25 protein-coding genes are annotated in these 21,821 nt (G+C 42.8%); 21 read left to right on the top strand and 4 right to left on the bottom strand.

The window, feature by feature from the left end; translation table 11 throughout:
* Positions 1 to 168 precede the first annotated feature (168 nt).
* A complete protein-coding gene (gene pabB, locus R7Z47_RS12460) occupies positions 169 to 1,533 on the bottom strand; it encodes an aminodeoxychorismate synthase component I (RefSeq protein ID WP_017820445.1) in 1,365 nt (454 codons plus the stop codon).
* A 270-nt stretch (positions 1,534 to 1,803) separates the two neighbouring features.
* Here pabB and R7Z47_RS12455 point away from each other — a divergent pair, with 270 nt between their 5' ends.
* The 8 genes from R7Z47_RS12455 to R7Z47_RS12420 all read left to right on the top strand — a co-directional run bounded on the left by R7Z47_RS12455 (position 1,804) and on the right by R7Z47_RS12420 (position 9,692).
* Positions 1,804 to 3,321 carry a fumarate hydratase gene (locus tag R7Z47_RS12455; protein WP_005376905.1) on the top strand — a complete coding sequence of 506 codons (1,518 nt, stop codon included), beginning with the start codon at positions 1,804 to 1,806 and terminating at the stop codon, positions 3,319 to 3,321.
* A gap of 174 nt (positions 3,322 to 3,495) precedes the next feature.
* The gene (locus R7Z47_RS12450; RefSeq protein ID WP_005376906.1) at positions 3,496 to 3,681 is read left to right on the top strand and encodes a hypothetical protein; all 186 of its coding nucleotides are present in this window, start codon (positions 3,496 to 3,498) and stop codon (positions 3,679 to 3,681) included.
* A gap of 255 nt (positions 3,682 to 3,936) precedes the next feature.
* On the top strand, positions 3,937 to 5,313 hold the full coding sequence (locus R7Z47_RS12445) for a YcjX family protein (RefSeq protein WP_262607072.1): 1,377 nt from the start codon (positions 3,937 to 3,939) through the stop codon (positions 5,311 to 5,313).
* A complete protein-coding gene (locus R7Z47_RS12440) occupies positions 5,310 to 6,350 on the top strand; it encodes a YcjF family protein (RefSeq protein ID WP_005388274.1) in 1,041 nt (346 codons plus the stop codon). The genes R7Z47_RS12445 and R7Z47_RS12440 overlap by 4 nt, the downstream gene beginning before the upstream one ends.
* 100 nt (positions 6,351 to 6,450) lie before the next feature.
* A complete protein-coding gene (tyrR, locus tag R7Z47_RS12435) occupies positions 6,451 to 7,995 on the top strand; it encodes a transcriptional regulator TyrR (RefSeq protein WP_017820442.1) in 1,545 nt (514 codons plus the stop codon).
* A 36-nt stretch (positions 7,996 to 8,031) separates the two neighbouring features.
* Positions 8,032 to 8,616 (top strand): ribosomal protein S5-alanine N-acetyltransferase, encoded by a 585-nt coding sequence (gene rimJ / locus R7Z47_RS12430; protein WP_005376916.1) that lies wholly within the window; start codon positions 8,032 to 8,034, stop codon positions 8,614 to 8,616.
* Position 8,617: 1 nt separating this feature from the next.
* Complete coding sequence (locus tag R7Z47_RS12425; protein ID WP_005376917.1) at positions 8,618 to 9,205, top strand: HD domain-containing protein; 588 nt, start codon at positions 8,618 to 8,620, stop codon at positions 9,203 to 9,205.
* A gap of 13 nt (positions 9,206 to 9,218) precedes the next feature.
* Positions 9,219 to 9,692: a DUF2947 domain-containing protein gene (locus R7Z47_RS12420; RefSeq protein ID WP_017636094.1), complete on the top strand. Its 474-nt coding sequence runs from the start codon at positions 9,219 to 9,221 to the stop codon at positions 9,690 to 9,692.
* Positions 9,693 to 9,735: 43 nt separating this feature from the next.
* Here R7Z47_RS12420 and R7Z47_RS12415 read toward each other — a convergent pair whose 3' ends face one another.
* From R7Z47_RS12415 to R7Z47_RS12405, 3 genes are all read right to left on the bottom strand, one after another.
* Entirely contained in the window at positions 9,736 to 10,698 is a 963-nt protein-coding gene (locus R7Z47_RS12415; protein ID WP_262607073.1) for an integron integrase, read from the bottom strand.
* 235 nt (positions 10,699 to 10,933) lie between these two features.
* On the bottom strand, positions 10,934 to 11,212 hold the full coding sequence (locus R7Z47_RS12410; RefSeq protein WP_114324153.1) for a type II toxin-antitoxin system RelE/ParE family toxin: 279 nt from the start codon (positions 11,210 to 11,212) through the stop codon (positions 10,934 to 10,936).
* Positions 11,209 to 11,493, bottom strand: a complete 285-nt coding sequence (locus R7Z47_RS12405) for a type II toxin-antitoxin system RelB/DinJ family antitoxin (RefSeq protein ID WP_140085972.1) — start codon at positions 11,491 to 11,493, stop codon at positions 11,209 to 11,211. Before R7Z47_RS12405 ends, R7Z47_RS12410 begins: the two co-directional genes overlap by 4 nt.
* Positions 11,494 to 11,687: 194 nt before the next feature.
* Here R7Z47_RS12405 and R7Z47_RS12400 point away from each other — a divergent pair, with 194 nt between their 5' ends.
* The 13 genes from R7Z47_RS12400 to R7Z47_RS12335 all read left to right on the top strand — a co-directional run bounded on the left by R7Z47_RS12400 (position 11,688) and on the right by R7Z47_RS12335 (position 21,626).
* Entirely contained in the window at positions 11,688 to 12,197 is a 510-nt protein-coding gene (locus R7Z47_RS12400) for an AAA family ATPase (protein WP_225484842.1), read from the top strand.
* Positions 12,198 to 12,885: 688 nt separating this feature from the next.
* The gene (locus R7Z47_RS12395) at positions 12,886 to 13,287 is read left to right on the top strand and encodes an HIT family protein (RefSeq protein ID WP_023585550.1); all 402 of its coding nucleotides are present in this window, start codon (positions 12,886 to 12,888) and stop codon (positions 13,285 to 13,287) included.
* Positions 13,288 to 14,542: 1,255 nt separating this feature from the next.
* Complete coding sequence (locus R7Z47_RS12390; protein WP_015296930.1) at positions 14,543 to 15,166, top strand: DUF6058 family natural product biosynthesis protein; 624 nt, start codon at positions 14,543 to 14,545, stop codon at positions 15,164 to 15,166.
* Positions 15,167 to 15,306: 140 nt separating this feature from the next.
* Positions 15,307 to 15,825 (top strand): GNAT family N-acetyltransferase, encoded by a 519-nt coding sequence (locus tag R7Z47_RS12385; RefSeq protein WP_130250944.1) that lies wholly within the window; start codon positions 15,307 to 15,309, stop codon positions 15,823 to 15,825.
* 197 nt (positions 15,826 to 16,022) lie between these two features.
* The gene (locus R7Z47_RS12380; RefSeq protein WP_005448240.1) at positions 16,023 to 16,280 is read left to right on the top strand and encodes a type II toxin-antitoxin system Phd/YefM family antitoxin; all 258 of its coding nucleotides are present in this window, start codon (positions 16,023 to 16,025) and stop codon (positions 16,278 to 16,280) included.
* Positions 16,268 to 16,570 carry a type II toxin-antitoxin system RelE/ParE family toxin gene (locus tag R7Z47_RS12375; RefSeq protein WP_025548916.1) on the top strand — a complete coding sequence of 101 codons (303 nt, stop codon included), beginning with the start codon at positions 16,268 to 16,270 and terminating at the stop codon, positions 16,568 to 16,570. The genes R7Z47_RS12380 and R7Z47_RS12375 overlap by 13 nt, the downstream gene beginning before the upstream one ends.
* A 153-nt stretch (positions 16,571 to 16,723) precedes the next feature.
* Positions 16,724 to 17,530 carry a DUF5677 domain-containing protein gene (locus tag R7Z47_RS12370; protein WP_262607142.1) on the top strand — a complete coding sequence of 269 codons (807 nt, stop codon included), beginning with the start codon at positions 16,724 to 16,726 and terminating at the stop codon, positions 17,528 to 17,530.
* Positions 17,531 to 18,102: 572 nt separating this feature from the next.
* Positions 18,103 to 18,519: a lysozyme inhibitor LprI family protein gene (locus R7Z47_RS12365; RefSeq protein WP_213969112.1), complete on the top strand. Its 417-nt coding sequence runs from the start codon at positions 18,103 to 18,105 to the stop codon at positions 18,517 to 18,519.
* Positions 18,520 to 18,676: 157 nt separating this feature from the next.
* A complete protein-coding gene (locus R7Z47_RS12360) occupies positions 18,677 to 19,198 on the top strand; it encodes a GNAT family N-acetyltransferase (protein WP_005433929.1) in 522 nt (173 codons plus the stop codon).
* A 219-nt stretch (positions 19,199 to 19,417) separates the two neighbouring features.
* Positions 19,418 to 20,002 (top strand): hypothetical protein, encoded by a 585-nt coding sequence (locus R7Z47_RS12355; protein ID WP_262607141.1) that lies wholly within the window; start codon positions 19,418 to 19,420, stop codon positions 20,000 to 20,002.
* 143 nt (positions 20,003 to 20,145) lie between these two features.
* Positions 20,146 to 20,478, top strand: coding sequence for a hypothetical protein (locus R7Z47_RS12350; protein ID WP_158174014.1), 333 nt, complete (start codon positions 20,146 to 20,148; stop codon positions 20,476 to 20,478).
* Between the two features lie 135 nt (positions 20,479 to 20,613).
* Positions 20,614 to 21,021 (top strand): hypothetical protein, encoded by a 408-nt coding sequence (locus R7Z47_RS12340; RefSeq protein ID WP_176225793.1) that lies wholly within the window; start codon positions 20,614 to 20,616, stop codon positions 21,019 to 21,021.
* A 146-nt stretch (positions 21,022 to 21,167) separates the two neighbouring features.
* Positions 21,168 to 21,626: a GNAT family N-acetyltransferase gene (locus R7Z47_RS12335; protein WP_262607140.1), complete on the top strand. Its 459-nt coding sequence runs from the start codon at positions 21,168 to 21,170 to the stop codon at positions 21,624 to 21,626.
* Positions 21,627 to 21,821: the final 195 nt, after the last annotated feature.

Here is a 21,821-nt window from a genome sequence, read left to right as displayed (position 1 = left end):
CAAAGTGCTTGAATAGAAGAACCTGTATCACGCTCCTTCGTCGCTGTGCAGGGTGATGAGATACAGAAATATGCCACTCGCTGTTAAATGAGCGGCATTATCCGTTCTGGAGGCGTTTTAGATTGTTTTCGTCAATAGCATTAAAGCGGCGTTGTGTGCTGTTGAAACCTACGATTGCAGCGCTGGCAAAATCTTTGAAAGCTTATCCAACGTTTCTTGATACTCAGAGGCGCAATCGCTATCTGCCACGACGCCGCCGCCAGCCCAAGCGTAAAGTTTGTTTTTTTCCGCTACAAGAGTTCGGATAGTAATGCTGGTGTCCATACGACCATGGCGTGAAATGTAGCCAATACTGCCGCAATACGCGCTGCGTCGATGCGGCTCCAGTTCTTCAATAATCTGCATTGCGCGAACTTTAGGTGCTCCCGTAATTGAACCGCCTGGAAAACACGCTCGCAGCAAATCCGCAGGAGCGTATTGTTCATCCAAATTTGCACGAATGGTGCTCACCAAATGATGCACGGCAGGGAAGCTTTCAATATCGAACAACTTTGGCACGTGGACGCTACCCGGTGATGCAACTCGACCAATATCATTACGCAGCAAATCGACAATCATCAGGTTTTCTGCCTGATCTTTTTCCGCTGTCTGCAAGTCATGGGCATTAGCGTTATCTTTCGTTGGATCTTCGCTGCGTGGGCGAGTACCTTTGATTGGTTTTGTTTCAATGACGCGATCTTTGAGCTCTAAAAAGCGCTCTGGAGAGATACTCAAAATCGAAGACTCAGGCATACGGATAAACGCTGAGAATGGCGCTTGGTTGGCGGACTCCAATTTCAGATACGCTTGCCACTCGCTGCCTTGATACGGTGCGTTAAAGCGCTGCGCCAAATTTATCTGATAACAGTCACCGCTCAACAAGTATTCTTGCACCTTGTCAAAGCGAGTAGCGTAGCTCTCTTTCGTCATGTTTGACTGCCAAGCACCAGACAAAGCGAAGTCAACGGTTTGTTCTGCTTTTTGCTCGTTTAACCACTGCCAAGCTTGCTCGATATTCTGACCAACTAGGCATGCTTTTTTAAGCTTGTGGTCAACAACAACGGCCCATTCATACAGACCTACCGCCATATCCGGCGTGTTGAGATCTTTTTCTGCCACTTCTGGCATCGTTTCTACGCGGCGACCTAAATCGTAACTGAAGTAACCGAGCGCACCACCAACAAAAGGCAAATCCAATTCTTTATTTAACTCTACGTGAGGAAGCCACTGTTCTTGCAATTGATGAAGCAGCGTGAATGGGTCATCTTGAGTTGAATAGGCATTCGATGGCGTTTCAACTTGTGTGTTGTCGGCAGTGGTTTCTAACGTTGCAATCGGGTTGGCGACCAACACATCGAAGCGGCTATCGATATGCGTTTTTGATGCAGAACGCAGCAACATCGCCCAAGGTAGGTGTTGAATGCGAGAAAAAAGGTGAAGAGCAAACTCTGGTGCGTATTCCAACGCTTTAAAATCAATGAATTGATTGTCCATGTTGTTCATTTGTGTAATTTGTGACAAAGAGATCGTTCACTGCATGGCATGTCATGGGCAGCAAGAGTATCATATTCCTCTGTGTAGCCAAACTCCCTCTATTCATAGGGTTTTGAGATGGTTTACAAGTAGGCAACTTCAGCATTTCGTGTGTCGATATCAGCCGTTCGACAATTGTTTATAAAAAACGAAGCTCAAAAGAGCAATAAGCTCAACAAACACGATTGAAGCCAAGCCAATAATGGAAGCATAACTATAACGAGGCATGTAATGACGGTAATACGCAAGCAGGATGTGATCAGCAGTGTCGCTGATGCGCTACAGTATATTTCTTACTACCACCCGCTAGACTTTGTTCAAGCTCTTGAAAAAGCCTATCACCGCGAAGAGAGTCAAGCCGCGAAAGACGCGATTGCTCAGATCCTAATTAACTCCCGAATGTCCGCAGAAGGTCACCGTCCAATTTGTCAGGATACTGGTATTGTGACGTGTTTCGTCAACATCGGTATGGGCGTGCAATGGGATTCGACCGACATGACGGTTCAGCAGATGGTAGATGAAGGTGTTCGACAAGCGTACACGAACCCTGATAACCCGTTGCGTGCGTCAGTACTTATGGACCCTGCTGGTAAACGTATTAATACCAAAGACAACACGCCTGCCGTCGTACATATCAACATGGTTCCGGGCGATAAAGTTGAAATTCAGATCGCTGCGAAGGGCGGCGGTAGCGAAAACAAAACTAAGATGGTGATGCTAAACCCATCTGACGATATTGCTGAGTGGGTAGAAAAAACGCTACCAACAATGGGGGCGGGCTGGTGTCCTCCTGGCATGCTTGGCATTGGTATCGGCGGTACGGCTGAAAAAGCAGCGGTATTGGCAAAAGAATCTCTAATGGAACACATCGATATTCAAGAGCTTATTGACCGTGGCCCACAAAACGCAGAAGAAGAGCTTCGTTTGGATATCTTCAATCGCGTGAACAAACTTGGTATCGGCGCGCAAGGCCTTGGCGGTTTGACGACTGTTGTCGACGTTAAAATCAAAACTGCGCCAACGCACGCGGCTTCTAAGCCTGTTTGTTTGATACCGAACTGTGCGGCGACTCGTCACGTGCACTTCACGCTTGATGGTAGCGGCCCAGCAGAGCTAACACCACCTAAACTAGAAGATTGGCCAGACATCACTTGGGAAGCGGGCGAAAATACGCGTCGCGTAAACTTAGATACAATTACTAAAGAAGAAGTACAAGAGTGGAAGACAGGCGAAACGGTTCTTCTATCAGGTAAAATTCTGACTGGTCGTGATGCTGCGCATAAACGTATTCAAGGCATGCTAGATAACGGTGAAGGTCTACCTGAAGGCGTAGATCTAAACGGTAAGTTCATTTACTACGTAGGCCCTGTCGATGCAGTTGGTGATGAAGTCGTTGGTCCTGCTGGCCCAACAACATCTACGCGTATGGATAAATTCACCGACATGATGCTAGAAAAGACCGGCATCATGGGCATGATCGGTAAAGCTGAGCGTGGCCCTGCAACGGTTGAATCTATCAAGAATCACAAAGCGGTTTACCTAATGGCTGTCGGTGGCGCTGCGTACTTGGTGGCGAAAGCGATCAAGAAAGCTCGCGTTGTCGCATTTGAAGATTTAGGTATGGAAGCGATTTACGAATTTGAAGTTGAAGATATGCCAGTAACAGTGGCTGTCGACTCAAATGGTGTTAACGCGCACCAAATTGGTCCAGACACTTGGAAAGTGAAAATTCAAGAGATGGAAGCATAAGGCAAAGGGCAATCTTGCTGCGTCTCAGTAGAGAGAATGTGACAAGGTGCTGATTTACCTAGCAAACAATTGACAAAAGTGCAGCGAAACCTGCACTTTTTGTCTATATAATTAAGGATATAAACCTTTAGGCATAGCAATCAAACGTTATGCGAACAATAATTAGGAGACGGCATGCCTCGTTTTATTCAGATTCTACAAATTATTCTTGCTGTAGTGATAGGTGGCTTTGTTGGCTATGACTTGATTCTTCACGGTATCAGCATCTTTGATGAAAAGTACGTGACCATCACATGTGTGTTGTGGTTGATTTTAGAAATCGCTCTATTTGTTATCTATAAGTTAATCGAAGACGACTAGGCTTAAAGAAAGCGGGTTCCTGTTTAACATAGTAATCAGCGCATATAGAGTTACTAATGCTGTAGATTAAGTAAGCCTCTGAACCACTCAGGGGCTTTTCTTTTTTAACACAGCATTAAGCCGGATGTTTTGTTCATCTTTTATTAAGGTATATAAAGTTAAACTCATAGGATTCGGGATAGAACAGTATTCATAGCTCGAAATTCGAAGTCGCTGACAACGTTGTTTTAAAGTGGAGTAAGATAAAGAAGCGTAATGAAGAGAATAAAGAAAGAAGTTAATGACTTTATCAACAGAGGTATGGACTCTAATGTTCGAATTGCTGTCACCGGACTTTCTCGTGCCGGTAAGACGGCATTCATCACGTCATTAGTGAATCAGCTTCTTCATACTGCAACCCATGACAATTTGCCTCTTTTGACTGCGGCTAGAGATAAGCGCCTTATTGGAGCGAAACGTGAGCCTCAATCGAATATGATGGTGCCACGCTTTGCTTACGATGAGGCGATGAGCCAAATTCATGCTACTCCACCTCAGTGGCCAGTACCGACACGTGATGTGAGTGAGATTCGCTTAGCGCTCAAGTACAAACCAAATAAAACCACGAAAAAGCTGTTGAGTAAAACCGCAATTTTAAATGTTGATATTATCGACTATCCAGGAGAGTGGTTGCTCGACCTGCCTTTATTGGACATGGACTTTGCAACGTGGTCGCAAACTCAGTTTGATGCACTTAAAGGCCAGCGTGGCGATTTAGCCAAAGCTTGGCTTTCTGAACTAGAGAAAGTGGACCTCTATGCAGAAGTGAATGAGAAACTACTTGAGAAAGTTGCACACACATACACCGAGTACCTTCATGCCTGTAAAGACGCTGGCCTTCATTGGGTTCAGCCTGGCCGCTTTGTATTACCTGGTGAGCTAGCAGGCGCGCCGGTGCTACAGTTTTTCCCGTGTCGTGTTGATTCAGAAAGCAAAGCGCCCAAGGGCAGTAACTTAGCGATGCTAGAAGCCCGTTTTCAGGAATACCAACAGAAAGTCGTGAAAGCGTTTTATAAGCATCATTTTGCGACCTTCGATCGCCAGATTGTACTGGTGGATTGTTTGCAGCCTCTCAATGCCGGTGATGAAGCGTTTTACGACATGCGCCAAGCGCTAGAACAGATCATGCATAGCTTCCGTTATGGTCGTAGTAGCTTTTTGCGTCGCTTGTTTTCACCAAAAATCGACAAAGTGTTGTTCGCTGCTACAAAAGCGGATCATATCACGCCCGATCAGCACCCAAATTTGGTGTCTCTGCTCCAACAAATGGTGCATCCAGCATGGCAAACGGCAGCCTACGAAAATATTGAGATGAGCTGCATGAGTATCGCTTCCATCCAAGCAACCACGACGGGGTTTATTTCCTCTGGAGATAAGACCATCCCGGCGTTACAAGGAACAACATTGGGTGGTGAGCCGATGACTATGTTTCCCGGAGAGGTGCCGAAAAAGCTACCAAATGCAGCTTATTGGCAAAACAACGGGTTTGATTTTACGTCGTTTCGTCCGATGCCCTCACCCAATGATGAGCCAGTGAAGCACATACGCTTAGACAAAGCACTGGATTACCTGATTGGAGATAAATTGAAATGAGTGAGTTGAAGCAAAAACAAGTTTTCTCTGAAAAGGTAATGGAAAAAGAGCAGCAATCGAATCAACCGGAATTGACGGCGCAGCAAACATTCGGCGAAAAAGAAACATTTGTACCTGTTGAAGTTAAAGAAGCGCACCAGGAGACCGAACAGGAATTGCAACTCGAGCATGTCATTCGTCCAAAATCGGGCAGAAAATGGCTCGCGACTGGCGCATTTGCAACTTTTGCTGGTCTGGTTGGCTGGCAAGCGGTGGACTCGGTTATAACCGCAATTCAGGCTTCTGATTGGCTAGCCTTAAGCTGGACGGGGTTTATTGCTGCGATCGCTTCGCTTGGTTTAGGAGCTATGGGTAAAGAGCTTTGGAAACTGCGAAAACTACGAAATCATTTTAGTGTTCAAGAAGAAGCAGAAGCACTTGTTAATAGTGAGAGCGTTGGGAAAGGGAAAGCCTTTTGCGAAACCGTAGCAGAACAAAGTGGTGTGATGGCAGAGAATCCGGGCTTTGATCGTTGGCAGAACAGTATTAACCCTGCTCATAGTGACGCTGAAATTCTTGATATGTATGACTCGATGGTGGTGAGCCAACAAGACAAGTTGGCAACGAAAATCGTATCACAGCACGCAACCGAGTGTGCGGCCCTAGTCGCCGTGAGCCCTCTGGCTGCCGCTGATATGTTGCTGGTGGCTTGGCGAAATTTCAAAATGATCGACAACCTCTCCAAGGTATATGGGGTAGAGCTAGGTTATGCATCTCGCATCAAGTTACTAAGAGCGGTATTTGTCAATATGGCGGCGGCTGGTGCCAGTGAGCTCGCTATTGATGCCAGTATGGACTTGATGTCGATGGATCTTGCTGGCAAAGTTTCTGCTCGTGCGGGGCAGGGGCTAGGTGTTGGTATTCTAACGGCACGTTTGGGCTTGAAAGCGATGACCTTATTGCGTCCACTACCCTGGTATCCTGACCGTCAGGTTAAGTTGGGCACCATACGCAAGGCAGTGGCGGCGAAAGTTGCATCAATTACGATGAAACCGTAACGAATATCAACTTTGATGGATAGGATTGCTTGACGCCATTCCAAGCATGATAGAAACTACTGTCAACTTTTCCTGACAGTTGTGAATTGGGATATTTTAAGTGCGTCTTGAAGTCTTATGTGAAGATCGACTCGGCTTGACCCGAGAACTGCTCGATATTTTAGCGTCTAAAAGCATCGACTTGCGTGGTATCGAAATCGATATTAGCGGTATTATCTATTTGAATTGCCCGGATATTGATTTTGATACGTTTAGTGAGCTGATGGCTGAAATCCGCCGTATTCCGGGGGTGAAAGACGTACGTAAAATCCAGTTTATGCCGATGGAGCGCCACAATACGGAGCTGCTCTCGTTAGTTGATAACTTGCCCGATCCGGTTTTTGCCATTGATCTTAAAGGTGCCGTAGACATGGCAAACATGTCTGCACTTTCATTGCTTGGCCTTCACAAGCAAGAAGTGATTGGTACTCAAATCGGTGCTTTGTTACCAAGTGTTCGTTTCTCTCGTTGGTCTGAAGGTGTTAATGGTCGAACGCGGGAAAACCTTGTGATTGATGGCTTGGACTATGTTCTAGAGTTGATGCCCGTTTATATCCGAGACGAAGCGCAAAACTCGACTCTAGCGAGTACTCTAATGACGATTCGCTCTAGTCAGCAAGTTGCCAGAATTGAAGAGGCACTACCGCTGCATAATCCTCTGGGTTTTGAGCACTTTGTTGGTATATCGAACCGTCATAAAGCACTAATGAACCAAGCTAAGAAGCTGTCTGTGCTTGACCAACCATTGTTGATTGAGGGCGAAACGGGGACTGGTAAAGAAATGCTTGCTAAAGCTTGCCACAGCCGTTCTAGCCGCGCGAGCAAGCCATTCCTAGTTTTGAGTTGTGCTTCGATGCCTGACGATGTAGCAGAAACCGAACTTTTTGGTCATGCGCCGGGTTCATTTAATCATGAACAAGGCCACAAAGGCATCTTTGAGCAAGCAAATGGCGGGACGGTATTTCTTGATGAAATCGGTGAAATGAGCTCGCATCTTCAAATCAAGCTGTTACGTTTTCTACAAGATGGTAATTTCCGTCGTGTCGGTGCAGAAGATGAGATGCATGTCGATGTTCGTATCATAGCTTCAACAAAACATAACCTTGCCGAGCTTTCTGAAGCAGGAATGTTCCGTGAAGATTTGTATTATCGTCTCAACGTACTTACGCTCAGCATTCCTCCGTTACGTAAGCGCTCAAACGACGTTGCACCATTGCTTGAGTTGTTTGTGGCGAAACATGCTCAACAGCTTGGGATTGATAAGCCAGAGTTTGATGATGGTCTAGTTGATGCCCTTGCAAATTATCAGTGGCCAGGAAACATGCGCCAGCTGGATAACATGGTTCTTCGAGCGCTCACGGAAATGGATGGTGATATACTAAACGCGGATCACTTCAATTTACCTCAGCCTCAGTCAGTCGGCGCTGGTAGTGCAACGCTTAACATCGACGGTTCTTTGGATGAGATCATGCGTGATTATGAATCTCAAGTTCTGGAACGTTTGTATCAGTCATTCCCATCAAGCCGCAAGCTTGCTAAGCGCTTGAATGTATCGCATACCTCAATCGCTAATAAACTGCGTGATTACGGTATACGTAAGAATTAATCGAATTGAACGAAAAGACGGAATTAATCATTTGTAATGGAAGATAACAGCTCATCTATCGCCGTTCATAAGTTGGACGGTGACTTGCTTCTTCGTACCGCTGAAATCGGTGACGCAGATATGATTGCCGAATATTTTCAAGCCAACCGAGAATACCTGAAACCGTTTGAACCGAAACGTGAAGAGGCTTTTTTCTCAGTGAACGGTTGGTTGCAAAAGCTTATCAAGCTCAATGAGCTGCATCGAATGGGATTGGGGTATTATTGCCTTTTAGTCAGAGCCTCTTCGGGTGAAATGCTAGGTACGATATCCTTTAGTAGTTTGAGTCGTTTTCCTTTTTATTCTTGTAACGTCGGATATTCTCTCGCTGAAAAAGCGCAAGGGCATGGTTATATGCGTCGTGGATTAACCATGGCTTGCGACTACATGTTTAACGTTCAGAAACTGCATCGTATTCAAGCTGGATACATGCCTCACAATAAACGCAGTGAAGCTGTGCTAGAGCATGTAGGTTTCAACCGAGAAGGGTATGCAAAAGATTACCTTTTGATTAATGGTGAGTGGCAAGACCACGTTCTAACGTCGCTTATTAATCCGAATTGGCAGCCAGAAGGGCGATAGTATGGAACGATTGGAAAAGCAGTTAGCACTTGTAATCGAGCTCGATAAACTCAAAAGCATTTTGCGCCGAACTCGAGTTAAAAGTGCTGAAGGGCGCCTCGAAAATAGTGGTGAGCATAGTTGGCATGTCGCACTGATGGCAATATTGATGGAAGAGCATGCGAATGCACCTGTTGATATTTGCCGAGTGATGAAAATGTTATTGATACATGACGTAGTAGAGATCGACGCGGGCGATACCTTTGTTTATGATACTGCTGCGTCTCAAGAGCAAGCAGAAAAAGAAATTAGAGCTGCAGAGCGCTTGTTTGGTATGTTACCCAGCGATCAGGAGCAAGAGCTATTGGCGCTTTGGCATGAATTTGAAGCCGCGCAGACCGATGATGCTAAGTATGCAAAAGCACTCGATCGATTAATTCCAATGCTCTTGAACTACCATAATAATGGTCAGAGTTGGAAGGAACATGGTGTCTCACGCGAACAAGCACTTACCATTAATAAACGAATTGAATTTGGCTCTGTTACCTTATGGGACAAAGCGAAAGAGTTGATTGAAGAAGCCACAGAGAAAGGTTGGCTGAAATCGTAATAAAGGAGACTGAATGTCTTATTTGCCTTTGGACGAATACCAAAGAAAATGGATTTTTACGCACCAGTCGATGCCTGTGCCAGAAGAAGATTTGGCTTTTATTAAGCCGATGAGCCAAGCCCGTTCAGCACAATTTTGGAAAGAAAATATCAGTGCTCAAAGCCCTGATATGGATAGACTTAGTTCCCAAGACTGGCCAATGAATGAGGCGAATTGGTCTGAAACTGTGGATTGGATGGCTGCGTGGGAGTCGGATGATCCTGACATGCCAGCGGAAGCTGAGGCACATATCGATTGGCAAGACGATGTAACCGTTTACTTTTGCTACGAGAAGTACAATGTCATCGAAACGAAATGGTCTATTTTTAAAAAGCACTGGAAGAACTTTCTCTTTTATGATGATGGTCCGATCCTAATAGGACGTCGCCGTTCGCAAGCACTTTGGTTTGATTCAAAAGGCAATGTGAAACTCGGTGTTCGTCAATAACGAGTTATAAAATAAAGCCACCTTTCGAGGTGGCTTTGTTTTTCTAAAGGCTGGATAATGGACTCAACACACCGCCAGCCCCGCGCTCGATAACGTGAGTATAGATTTGCGTGGTTTTCACATCAGTATGCCCTAATTGTTCCTGAACAGTTCTAATGTCTGCGCCAGATTCCAATAAGTGCGTGGCAAAACTGTGTCTTAGTGTGTGGCAAGTTACAGTTTTCTCAATGGTTGCGTCGCTTGCCGCGCGCTTTACTGCTCTTTGTATTGCGCTTTCATTGATATGATGCCTTCTGAGTTCACCAGTGTCTCGATCTGCGCTTAACTTTGTTGATGGAAACAAAAAGTGCCAGTTAAAATCTAGCTCCGCTTTTGGGTATTTACGTCGTAAACCTTCAGAGATGTATACGCCCGCATAACCAGGCATGTGCCTATCTTTAAAGTAATAGTTTCTTGCTAAATTAACTTGAGCTTTGAGTGGTTCATGCAGTTCTTTGGCTAATGTGACTGTACGATTTTTACCTCCTTTTCCTTGCCAAACGCGAACTGCACCATAATCATAATCGATGTCTTGAACCCTTAAGCGTAAACATTCCATAACTCGAAGCCCTGAGCCGTAAAGCAGCTGAATATGGAGTCTATACCTCGGGTCGATATGCTGAACGAACCTTCGGATCTCCTCCCTGGTTAATACAACGGGAAGTTTCTTTTCGGTCAAGGATTTCTGAAATCTCATATCAAGTGATAGTGGGGTTTTGAAATAATCACGATATAAAAATGATATTGAGTTCAGCGCCAAAGCTTGCGTTTTTACCGCAACTTTTTCTTCTACCGCTAAGTAACTCAGAAATTGAATGACATCATCTTCTGCTAGTGTTGATGGGTGTGCAAGCTGGTGAAAAGTGATAAAGCGTTTTATCCAAAATAGATAACTTTCGATAGTTTTATTCGCATAATGACGAGTAAGCATGTGCTCTTTTACACTAAGTAAAAACTGACTTTTCATGATAAATTAACCTGTTTATTTATACAGCTCCGTTAATGTATCACCACTTTTGAAATTAGCGTGCTGTGCGCCGCCTAATTGCGCGCGCTACCACACATATTCATACTGTTTTTCTATTTGTTTCATGCATATAGGTGCTACGATTTATAGCGCTTTTGATCAGAAGGAGGGCGGTAGCCTGCTAGAAAGGAGGCAAATTGCCGTATAGAAAGCGTTAGTTCCCCAGAGAAAGCAATCAATCCATAGGAAATTTTTGTTTCTGGTGGAGTACGCGCATGATTCGGATAATGTCGCCTTCGATCCAATAGGAGACGATCATGGAAATCTCGGGAATTATAAGTAATCGCCCACGAACACCGTCTCGCTGTACACCCATAAGAGGCTGCTCTAGCAAGTTTTCTACCTTTGCTTCAATGAGGTTGTCAGTTTTTTCTGCCGCATCAGGGTTAAAGTCATAGAGAAACTCAAAGATCTTTTCACGATCATTAAGTGACTCTTCTTCCCATAAAATCATTGCTTACCTCTATTACGGATTCTGGCTTTGCGTTCTTCCATTCGAGATTTAGCAGTTTGGTGCTCAACGAAAACGGTTTTTCCTGAGTCAAACTTCTCAAATGCTAGGTTTACTTGTTCAGTTAGCCACGCATCGTGAGATAATGTTTTTCTTTGTTGTTCAGCGAGTTGCTCAGTAAGTTCTCGGCAAGCATCACTTAGTGTGCGACCTTGGCTCTCAGCCATTTGTTGAGCTAGGCGTTTTGTTTCTTCATCAACACGAAATTGAATTCTAGTGTCCATGATGTATTCCTTTTTTGGTGTGTGTACAAATGTTAGCACTAGCCTTTACGATGGGCAACTAACAAACAATTTAAGAGTGATTCGGCACGCGTGGCATTTTTACTGTGCGTCGGTTTTAGTGATTATGGTGGTATGCGGCAGCATTGGTATTGCGTGCCTCACACCTTAATTGGGCGTTAGCATGCGGGAGTAATATGAAGAAAATTCTCATCATCGGTAATTCTGGCTCAGGCAAGAGTTGGTTGTCGAAACAGTTATCCCGAAAACTTCAGTTGCGAGAAGTTAACTTGGACTCGATTGTATGGGAGTCAGGTGGCTATAATCAAAAACGCTCCACCGGAGCAATCGAAAATGAAATTGCTAGTATAAAGTCTCAATGCAACTGGGTAGTCGAGGGAGTATTTGGTGCTTTAGCTGAACAGCTTATTTTCTCTGCTGACATGCTGTTGTTTTTGGATTTGGAATGGTCTGAATGTGAAAGTTCTCTTTATGCTCGTGGTTCGGAGAGCTCGAAGCAACTTAATGAGGAACAGGCGGAGAAGAATTTTCGTGAATTATTAAAATGGGCTTCTGAATACTCGGTTCGCGAATCCAAAAGTTCACGGCAGTTCCATCAGCAATTGTTCAGAGATTTTCATGGTACTAAAGTACGTTTCACTACACGCTCTCAAGTGAATGAGTTTGTAGCGGAAACAACATGCTAACAAACTGTTTAAGAGTGATTCGCAACGCGTGGCATTTTTACCATGCGTTGGTTTTAGTGATTAAGGTGGTGTGCGGAGGCTTTTGTATTGCGTTGCTCACACCTTAACAGGGCGTTATGTGCTTTGGTGGTTATGACGGTAAGATGTTCATGAAAGTCATTTTAAATAGTAAAAGGAATTACTATGTCCAAAAAGGAATCGGATAAAAGTACCGCACTTAAGTTGGGTTTGTTTATAGCTGGCTCGGTATTTGGTGCAGTCTTGTATATCTATTTTGCATTTTCAACATCTTGATTGTTCGGGTTACTAAATGTCGTTGGTTGGGTAGTCCACGGTTAGGTTCAGGCTACATGTAGGGATAGAATGTTAGTTGCCATCGTATACATCATTGTCACACTTCTTATGGTTAAAGTGCTTTTAAAGAAGAAAGGCTCTAAAAGTGTACTTTTTTACTTTGCTCTTGAACTCTATTTTGGTGCAGTTGCGGTCGCCTCTTATATCGATTAGCGGTTCTGAGAGCAAAGGTGTTCAGTTTAAGCACGCACATAACAAACTGTTCAAGAGGGATTCGCAACGCGTGGCATTTTCACTATGCGTTGATTTTAGTGATTAAGGCGGTTTGCAGTAGCTTCGGTATTGCGCTGCTCACCCCTTAACAGGGCGTTAGCATACTTTGATAGGAGTTCAGATGGCTACGATAGTCGAACAAATTGTTAATCGTGAAATTGACTCGGTCATCGTGTACGAATCTGACCAAGTTATAGCTTTTGCAGACCATGATCCAATCAACTTTGGGCATATTTTAATTTGTCCTAAGACTCAATACCGTACTTTCATTGACCTGCCTGAGTCTGTGTTTTTTGAGATCACCGACGTTGCAAGAGATTTATATAAACGTATAGAAGCTAAGTTCAATCCCGATGGTATCGGCTTTATGCAAAACAATGGAGAGACACCTCATTTCAACGAGCTCGATCACTACCATTTGCATATTTTCCCTAGGTTTCATGGCGACCAGTACGGTTGGGTTAGTAGTGAACTTGGAATTCAAACTATGGATAAACTAAGAGAATCACTTAAAGATCTATGAGCATTGAAAAAGTATGCTAACAAATTGTTCAAGAGTGATTCGGCACGCGTGGCATTTTTGTCATGCGTTGGTTTTAGTGGTTAAGGTGGTATGCGGTGGCTTAGGTATTGCGTGCCTCACACCTTAACAAGGCGTTATGCGACAAGGCTAAATTTTAATATATCTTCAATTTCGTTCTCTTTGGCAATTCGTTTTTGGGTTTCGGCAAATCAGCATTTTCGGCTCAAATTCTTGAATCACTCAAACCGTAAAACATGTCAAAGTTCGTGAAGTTGTCTCATTAAAAATCGCATTTGGGCGCGGAACATTTTCTGGGTGTAAAGTGTGGAAAGGGCAAGTTTATAGAAAGTCCGTATTCGCTGACATTTCGGCTCGTTTAGTTTCTTACAAGCAAAAGCCAAATCTTCGCTTTAAGGCAGCGTTCCGTGTTTGTGGCGGTATTTATACAAAATGTTGAATCCGTTGGTTCTTGAATCACAAAAAGTTATTTACGCGTTTGTGGTTTTTCGTGTTTAAGGTAATGTTTTCGTTGGCCAATTTAGTATTGTCGAAAAATCGCATAACAAACAATTTAAGCAGATTCGCAACGCGTGGCAGTTTTGGTTTGCAGTGAGTTTTGCGTTTATGGCGCAATGCGGTGACTTTTGTGTTGCGTTGCTCACTACTTAATTGGGCGTTAGTTGCCAAGGGGAAAACGCAGCTAAAGCAGAATATATAGGGCTAATGTTCGTGCATTTTTGGCTCGGTTTTGTATTCCAAATTTTAGTCTTTTGGGTTTGAGCAAATCAGGCTTTGGTTTTTGTGGCCGGACTTTCTGTTTCAGAAGTCGATTCACTTGTTGAGAGTCAGCTCTGTGATATTGTCTTTCCAAATGAGCTTTTTGGTGTTGTTAGGATGTGTTCTACGGCGCTGTTTATTCCAAGTGGCATCAGTGACAGGCGCTTTGAAACTGCGCCTGATTTGAGTTTTTCAATACACGTAAAGCTAGCGTTGGCAAAGTGACAATTAACTTCAAATCAAAGGGTTAAGTTTGGCAACTAACAAAGCATTCAAGAGGGATTCACAACGCTAGGCAGTTTTGGTTTTAATCAGCTTAAGTGTTTACGGCACAATGGTTTAGGTTGGGTGGTGGCGTTGTTCACCCCTTAATGCGGCGTTAGCTTTTTAGTAGCAAACTATCAGAATTTACGATTTTAATTCCAGTGTATGATACTGTGATGTCTGTATTTTGGCTGCGTATAATGGAATTATTCTTATGATGCTTGTTAACTATTTGAATGAAAACTTCATAACTTTGGAAGAACTGGCGATCGTAACGAAAATCGACCAACAAGATATTAGGGCTTATCAAACAGAGAAGCTGATGCCACTGGCATCATACAAGTTAGATGTTGCACTCAACTGTAGTTCATTTACTGGTACTCATAGTGAGAATTATGTCATGGAGTACTATGCAAAAGGATATATTTCTTGGTTAAGTACAGTTCATACATTAAAAAGTGAAGAGCGCGTATTCGAGGAGTTCTCTAATCGTTATAGCAGGGCACTTTCTGTTTTAAAAGGTTCAAAATGTGAGGTTGCTACCCCAGGGGTGCACGAAATAATCATGGAAGACTGGGAGCATTTTTTACAAGGCACTTATGGGCTTTGCACTCAAACGGGACTTCCGGAAGATATAGCAGCGAAAGGATTCGCGGTTGAACAAATCAAAGCCCTGCTAGAACGTGATGTACTTGATAGTAACGAAATAAAGCGCCTCGAATACTTTGTTAACCTATTGGATAACGCTAGTTCACCTTTTGCCCCACATGAAAGGCTAAATAGTTCAAGACATCGTTTAGTTAATGAAGTTCGACGAAAATATAAGCTTCAAAGCTAACAAAGCATTTAAGAGTGATTCCCAACGCTTGGCATTTTCAGTTCAAGGTTGGGTTTCGTGTCTATGGCGCAATGGTTTAGGTTTAGTGGCTGCGTTGCTCACACCTTAATGCGGCGTTATACCTTACTGGAGAAAGTAACATGGAGTTAGTTGTACCATCACTAGAGTTTGAGTCTGCATTTGCTAGTTTCTATGATGACTTTGCTAAAAATGATGCCGAAAATGCAGAATATTACTATGAAGGCAAATCTGATTTTCCAAGGTATGTTCAGCGCTTGTTGGATGAAGCGAAGGGAGTCAACTTACCTGAAGGCTATGTACCATGTAGCCATTTCTGGCTAGTAAACACAGACAAAACTATTCTAGGTGCTATTCGAGTTCGCCATAATATTGAAAATGAGTTCCTCTCTTTAGAGGCAGGGCATATTGGTTATGATATTGCTCCTTCATCTCGTGGCGAAGGTAAAGGGAAATTAATGCTAAAACTGGTTCTACCTAAGGCCAAAGAGTTAGGCATTGACCAAGCATTAGTCACTGCTGACGAGGATAATAACGCCTCAAGAAAAGTCATTGAAGCCAACGGTGGTCAGTTTGAGAAAATCGTAATGGGTAAGGTGTTTCCAAATCCTTTAGCCAGGTATTGGATTAGCTGTAAGTAACGGTATAACAAAGCGTTTAAGAGGGATTTGGCACGCGTGGCATTTTTAGTATGCGTTGGGTTCAGTGTTTAAGGCGCTGTGCGGTAGCTTTTGTATTGCGTGCCTGCACCCCTTAACGCGGCGTTAGCCGTCATGGAGCTTGCTATACTCAAAGTGATAGAATAGTATCACTTTAGTATTCCTTTGGAGCAGCTCTCATGAAAGTAGAACTAGTTACATCACTCAAACGTCAAGCAACTAAGATCCTCGCAGATCTCCACGACACCAAAGAACCAGTGTTAATTACTGAGCATGGTAAGCCATCCGCGTATCTCGTTGATGTTGATGACTACGAGTTTATGCAAAATCGTTTAGCTATTCTTGAGGGTATTGCACGAGGTGAGCGTGCACTAGCTGACGGTAAAGTGGTAAGTCATGATGAAGCCAAGGACAAAATGTCAAAATGGCTGAAATAATCTGGACTGAGCCAGCGTTATCTGACCTCAACGATATCGCTGAATACATCGCACTTGAAAATATCGTAGCTGCAAAGCAGTTAGTGCAAACGATCTTCTCCAAAGTCGAACGCTTGCAAACTTTCCCAGAGTCAGGTCGTATTCCACCCGAGCTAGAACACTTAAGTTATCGTGAAGTTGTCGTTAATCCATGTCGTGTTTTCTATAAACAAGACGGTGACAAAGTGTTTATTCTGTTTGTTATGCGTGCAGAGAGAGATTTGCGTAAGTTCCTGTTGAGTAAGCAGTAACCTTTGGGAATGAGCGGCTAACAATCTGTTTAAGAGTGATTCGCAACGCTTGGCATTTTTACTATGCGTTGCGTTTAGTGTTTAAGGTGGTATGCGGTGGCTTCGGTATTGCGTTGCTCACACCTTAACAGGGCGTTAGGCATCAGGAACAATATGAACACATTTAGAACAATCGAAGAATATACAGATATAAAAGAAGCGTTGGTAACTATGTGTGGTTTGTTTCTTTTTGAGTTCGCTAAAGAATCCAATCTTGAAACAAAAGATATAATGTTACGTAACTTTTTAGCTAAATCGATTATGAGTTTAAAAGGTGTATTTGCACTTTGGAATATCCAAAATTATCAAGATTGTTGGGCGATTTATCGTGCACAAATGGATAGACTTTTCCACTTGGAGCATATTGCAACTCGGGATGAATTTCAGTTATTTGATGAATGGTCTATTTATAAACAAGCTCAAGCAAATAACTTGGCTAAAAGTGACAAAAGATTTCCACTAGAACAGACCTCGCAAGTATATTCCTTTGATAGTAGCTACGCTGATAAGGTCAAATCAGTTCTAAAGTCACAACCTAAGTGGGGTAGACCTAAAGCTGAAAAGGTCGCAAAGGAAATGGGCATGGATTTTTTATACAAGTTTGGTTACGACCTTGCATCTATGCATGTACACCCTATGTCTAATGATGGGCAGCAAGACTACTTTACAATTACAGGCATAGAGCCATCTGTTGAGTTTCCAAGTCAAATCTCGGTAGTACATAACTCAATTTTAACTACGACAATGATTGCCCAAAACGTATTTAATTATAGTTCTCTTGGTTGGCGAAGCATACTATGGGATTTTATAGAACAAATAAGAGACGCAATTAATACAGGTGATAAGAATTATATGGTTACGTATTTAAAGGTTGCTGAGCTGGCAAGTCAGGGACAGCGGCTAGCCGCGAGAAATGCCTAACAAACTGTTTAAGAGTGATTCGCAACGCTTGGCATTTTTACTATGCGTTGCATTTGGTGTTTAAGGTGGTATGCAGGAGCATCGGTATTGCGTTGCTCACACCTTAACAGGGCGTTATGTTTTCGGAGGGAATATGAGCAGCTATAAGAAGCTATTTGAGTGTGTGAGACCTGACTTTATTTGTAGTCTCACAGCGACTCGGACCGAAGAACAAGGAGTTCTTAAGCTTAATCTTCGAAGTGAAAACGAAAATGTTGAACTCTATGGGTTTGAAGATTTGGCTGATTCAGTTAGTGATTTATTATCGTCTGAACGTATAACAATCTCAGAAGAACTAGGTACTTATAAAGAGTTTGGCACAATACGAATTGAGTGTTGGGTAAACGAAAGTTACTCAGAGTATTGGTGTGATCGCGCGAATGTAGAACAAACATAACAAATTGCTTAAGAGCGATTCGCAACGCGTGGCATTTTTACCATGCGTCGGTTTTTGTGTTTAAGGTGGTCTGCAGAGGCTTGGGCATTGCGTTGCTCACACCTTAGCAAGGCGTTATGTGCTTTAGGAGAAAACGATGAATAAGTGTCTAATCATCATATTAGCTAGTCTTTCATTTGGTGCTCTTGCTGAAGAAGAGTCCATTGACTGTAATAATGCGATGACCACAATCGAGATAAACCAATGTGCTGCTATTGAACTAGAGTCAGCACAAGTTAAATTAGACAAATATCTAAACACTAGCTTTGAGCACAACTCCCATGACCCAGAACTGATCGCAGCAATTAAGCTTGCTCAACAGGATTGGCAAGCATATATGTCCTCTCACTGTGATTCGGTTTATACGCAATGGCGTGATGGAACTATTCGTGGAGTTATGGCGATATCGTGCAGAACTAAGTTAACTAAGCAAAGAACGCACGAGTTATGGGAAAACTTTTTAACTTATATGGACAGTACACTACCAGTTTTACCGGAGCCAAGTGTAGAGTAGGTTTCAACCACGCACATAACAAACTGTTCAAGAGTGATTCGCAACGCGTGGCATTTTTGCTATGCGTTGAATTTAGTGATTAAGGTGGTATGCGGGGGGCTTCGGTATTGCGTTGCTCACACCTTAACAGGGCGTTAGCCCTTTTCGAGGAAACGATATGGAAATCGTACAAGAAATAGATGTTTCAGAATTGCATCATAAGGCAATCGAAGCATTAAGAAATCAAGCTTTTCCAGATAGCCAAGTAAGTCGTTCTTACTTTAAGCAGTTGCCTCATATGCGTGCCCTTCATTTTCAAGGTGAACAGCTGGTTGGCTATCTTGGACTGGATTATCGCGTTGTTAGTGTCGGCGGGGAAATACATAAGGTTCTGGGCGTAATCGACTTTTGTGTTGACGAACGTTATCGAGGGCAAGGTATTGGCTCTTTTATGTTGTCAGAATTATCGGCATTTGCTGAAACTAAAGATGTGGATTTCATAATCCTTATATCTGAGTTACATGATTTCTACTCTACAAACGGCTTTTACCAAGTTCAGTGCATGCAGTCTTGGTTAAGGCTTCACGAGCACACCAACTTTGGAGTTGCTGTAGAGCATCTTGATGAACTGTATGTGAAACCACTCAGAGATAAGCAGTGGGGTGTTGGACATTTTGATTGGCTAGGTTATATGTACTAGTCAACCACAGGGCTAACAAACTGTTCAAGAGGGATTCGCAACGCGTGGCATTTTCACTATGCGTTGGTTTTAGTGTTTAAGGCGGTATGCGGCGGCTCTTGTATTGCGTTGCTCACCCCTTAACAAAGCGTTAGGCTTCTATCGATATTTCACATACGCAATGATATTATCGAAAAGTTTTATACCACTTGGAATTTTAGTAGAAAGGTCAATGTATTAATGAGTAATACGCAAGAAAAAGTAGAAGACGATAATGTTGTGGATTTATCAAGCGGTGATAGCAATGAACATCAACCTCAAGTTCGTCGGAAAAACCTAAACTATATAATCAAGCTTTATACCGCAACGATCATAGCGGGTGCCTTATTTTATACGGCTTATTTAAACCCGGAAGTGTTTACCCTCCACGAAACCACTCTTTCTGAAATCAAAGAGGCATATAACCTAATTGTGTTACTTGGTATACCTTTCATTTTTGGCTCAATTGGTGCGTCCGCTCGTGTTTTAATCTCTGGCATGCAAGTCGGTCAAAGTTTAAAGCTGATATTTTCTTCTGGCTTAATAGCGACTTTTTCTTGGTTAAGCGTAAAGAGTAAAATCTTCCTTGCACTTATAACACCGTATGTTGCTGAGAGTGCTTTAAAAGGAAGTAAAGAAGCAAGCGAAGCCTTGCAAACTAATAGTAGCGAGATCTATTCACTAGCATTGGTAGCGGTGCTAGTCGGTATGTTTGCTTCAAATATCTATATTTTTATTGAGCAAAGGGTCGAACAACTTTCGTCTAAGGGGCAAAAGCCAGCCTAACAAACAATTTAAGAGGGATTCTCAACGCTTGGCATTTTTGGTTCTACTTCAAGTTTTGTGTTTATGGCGCAATGCTTTAGGTTAGGTGGAGGCGTTGTTCACCCCTTAATTGGGCGTTATATGCCTAAAGGGAGTAATCAATCATGATTGGTAAAATCAACGCTATCAGTGTTTATTTCTCGTGGTTTTTTCTAGCGTTAACAATTATCGTTTTTGCTTTCGCTATGTTTAATTTTCACGATAGTGAAAATGCAATTGTTGTTTGTTTTACGGTGTTCATATTTTTTGCATTTGTTCATCTTATTTTAGCGAGTTTTGTTCGGTGTCCCCACTGTAATAAATGCATTACTATTCAAGGCTTTAATGAATCACATCCAATGTCTGATGGTAGTTGGTCAAAAACTGTCATAAAGTGGTTTAGTGGTTATGTTCGCTGCATTCATTGTGGTAATGGTGTAAAAACGAACGGCATATAACAAACAGTTCAAGTGGGATTCAGCACGCGTGGCATTTTTGGTATGTGTTGATTTTGGTGTTGAAGTGGCATGCGGAGGCTTGGTTATTGCGTGCTTCACCCCTTAACTGGGCGTTATGTAGCAAGGAGGATAGATATGCTTAAGTTCATGAATAAAAAGGCTTATGTTCAGTCAGTGGCTAAAGATGTAGCTCCTAAGCTGTGTGCTAAATTTGGGAAAAAGAACACCTATTCGTTTCATGAGATTAGTTGGGTATTGAACCAGATTAATCGCAGCAATGACCGATTCTATAAGTCAGTTTCTTATGGCATGTTGCTGCCATACAGTAAAGAGTTGGCTTTGGAACTACATGAAGATCTAGGCGACTTATTGGATTTTCAAAAGTCTGTTGGAAAGATCCTATTTAACGTATCTGAAGTCCCATCATTTGAAAGCTACTTACTATATGCAGAAGTAAATGTAGAACCTAATAGTAAAGTGACGAATACCAGTCTAGATAGTTCTGGTGGTATAAACCTTTTTGATTTGGGTAATGGCGAATAGCTACATAACAATCTGTTTAAGAGTGATTCGCAACGCTTGGCATTTTTACTATGCGTTGCGTTTAGTGTTTAAGGTGGTATGCGGCGGCATCGGTATTGCGTTGCTCACACCTTAACAGGGCGTTATGTGCTTTGGTGGAAATGAATATGGGAATCACAATCAGGCGTATCGAAACAGAAAGCATTGAGGACAAAAGTATATTCGAGACTCTGTTCAAAGAGTATCTATCTGGATTCTCAGTTGAACTAGATCTCTCAGTAATTGCTCGGCTATTTACGTTGCCTTATTTCCACGGGTTTATCAGTTTTGTCGGCAATAAGCCTGCTGGCTTTGCGGTTTGCTTTGAATCATTCTCAACTTATCGTGCGCAAAGAGTGATGAATATCCATGATTTTATGGTGTCGGACAGCTTTCGTGGTAAAGGTGTTGGCAAGGTGCAATTGAATGGTATCGAACAGTATTGTCGTGATAATGATTACCTCAAAATCACACTAGAAGTCGGTGATGATAATGTTGCAGCTAAAAAGCTCTACAGTTCATTGGACTACAAAGATTACAGAATAGTTTTGAAAGGTCAGCAACATTGGCAAAAGTACCTCAGTTAGCACGCACATAACAAACTGTTCAAGAGGGATTCGCAACGCGTGGCATTTTTACTGTGCGTTGATTTAAGTGATTAAGGTGGTATGCAGCGGCTTCGGTATTGCGTTGCTCACCCCTTAACAGGGCGTTAAGTGTAATGAGGGAGTTATGAAAAAAATCTTATTTCTATTATTGGTAATTTCAACATCTGTATTTGC

This window comes from Vibrio sp. 1641, assembly GCF_033339995.1.
GTDB lineage: Bacteria > Pseudomonadota > Gammaproteobacteria > Enterobacterales > Vibrionaceae > Vibrio > Vibrio alginolyticus.
Note: the sequence above shows the minus strand (reverse complement) of the source record. Positions and strands in the feature narration are given on the sequence as shown.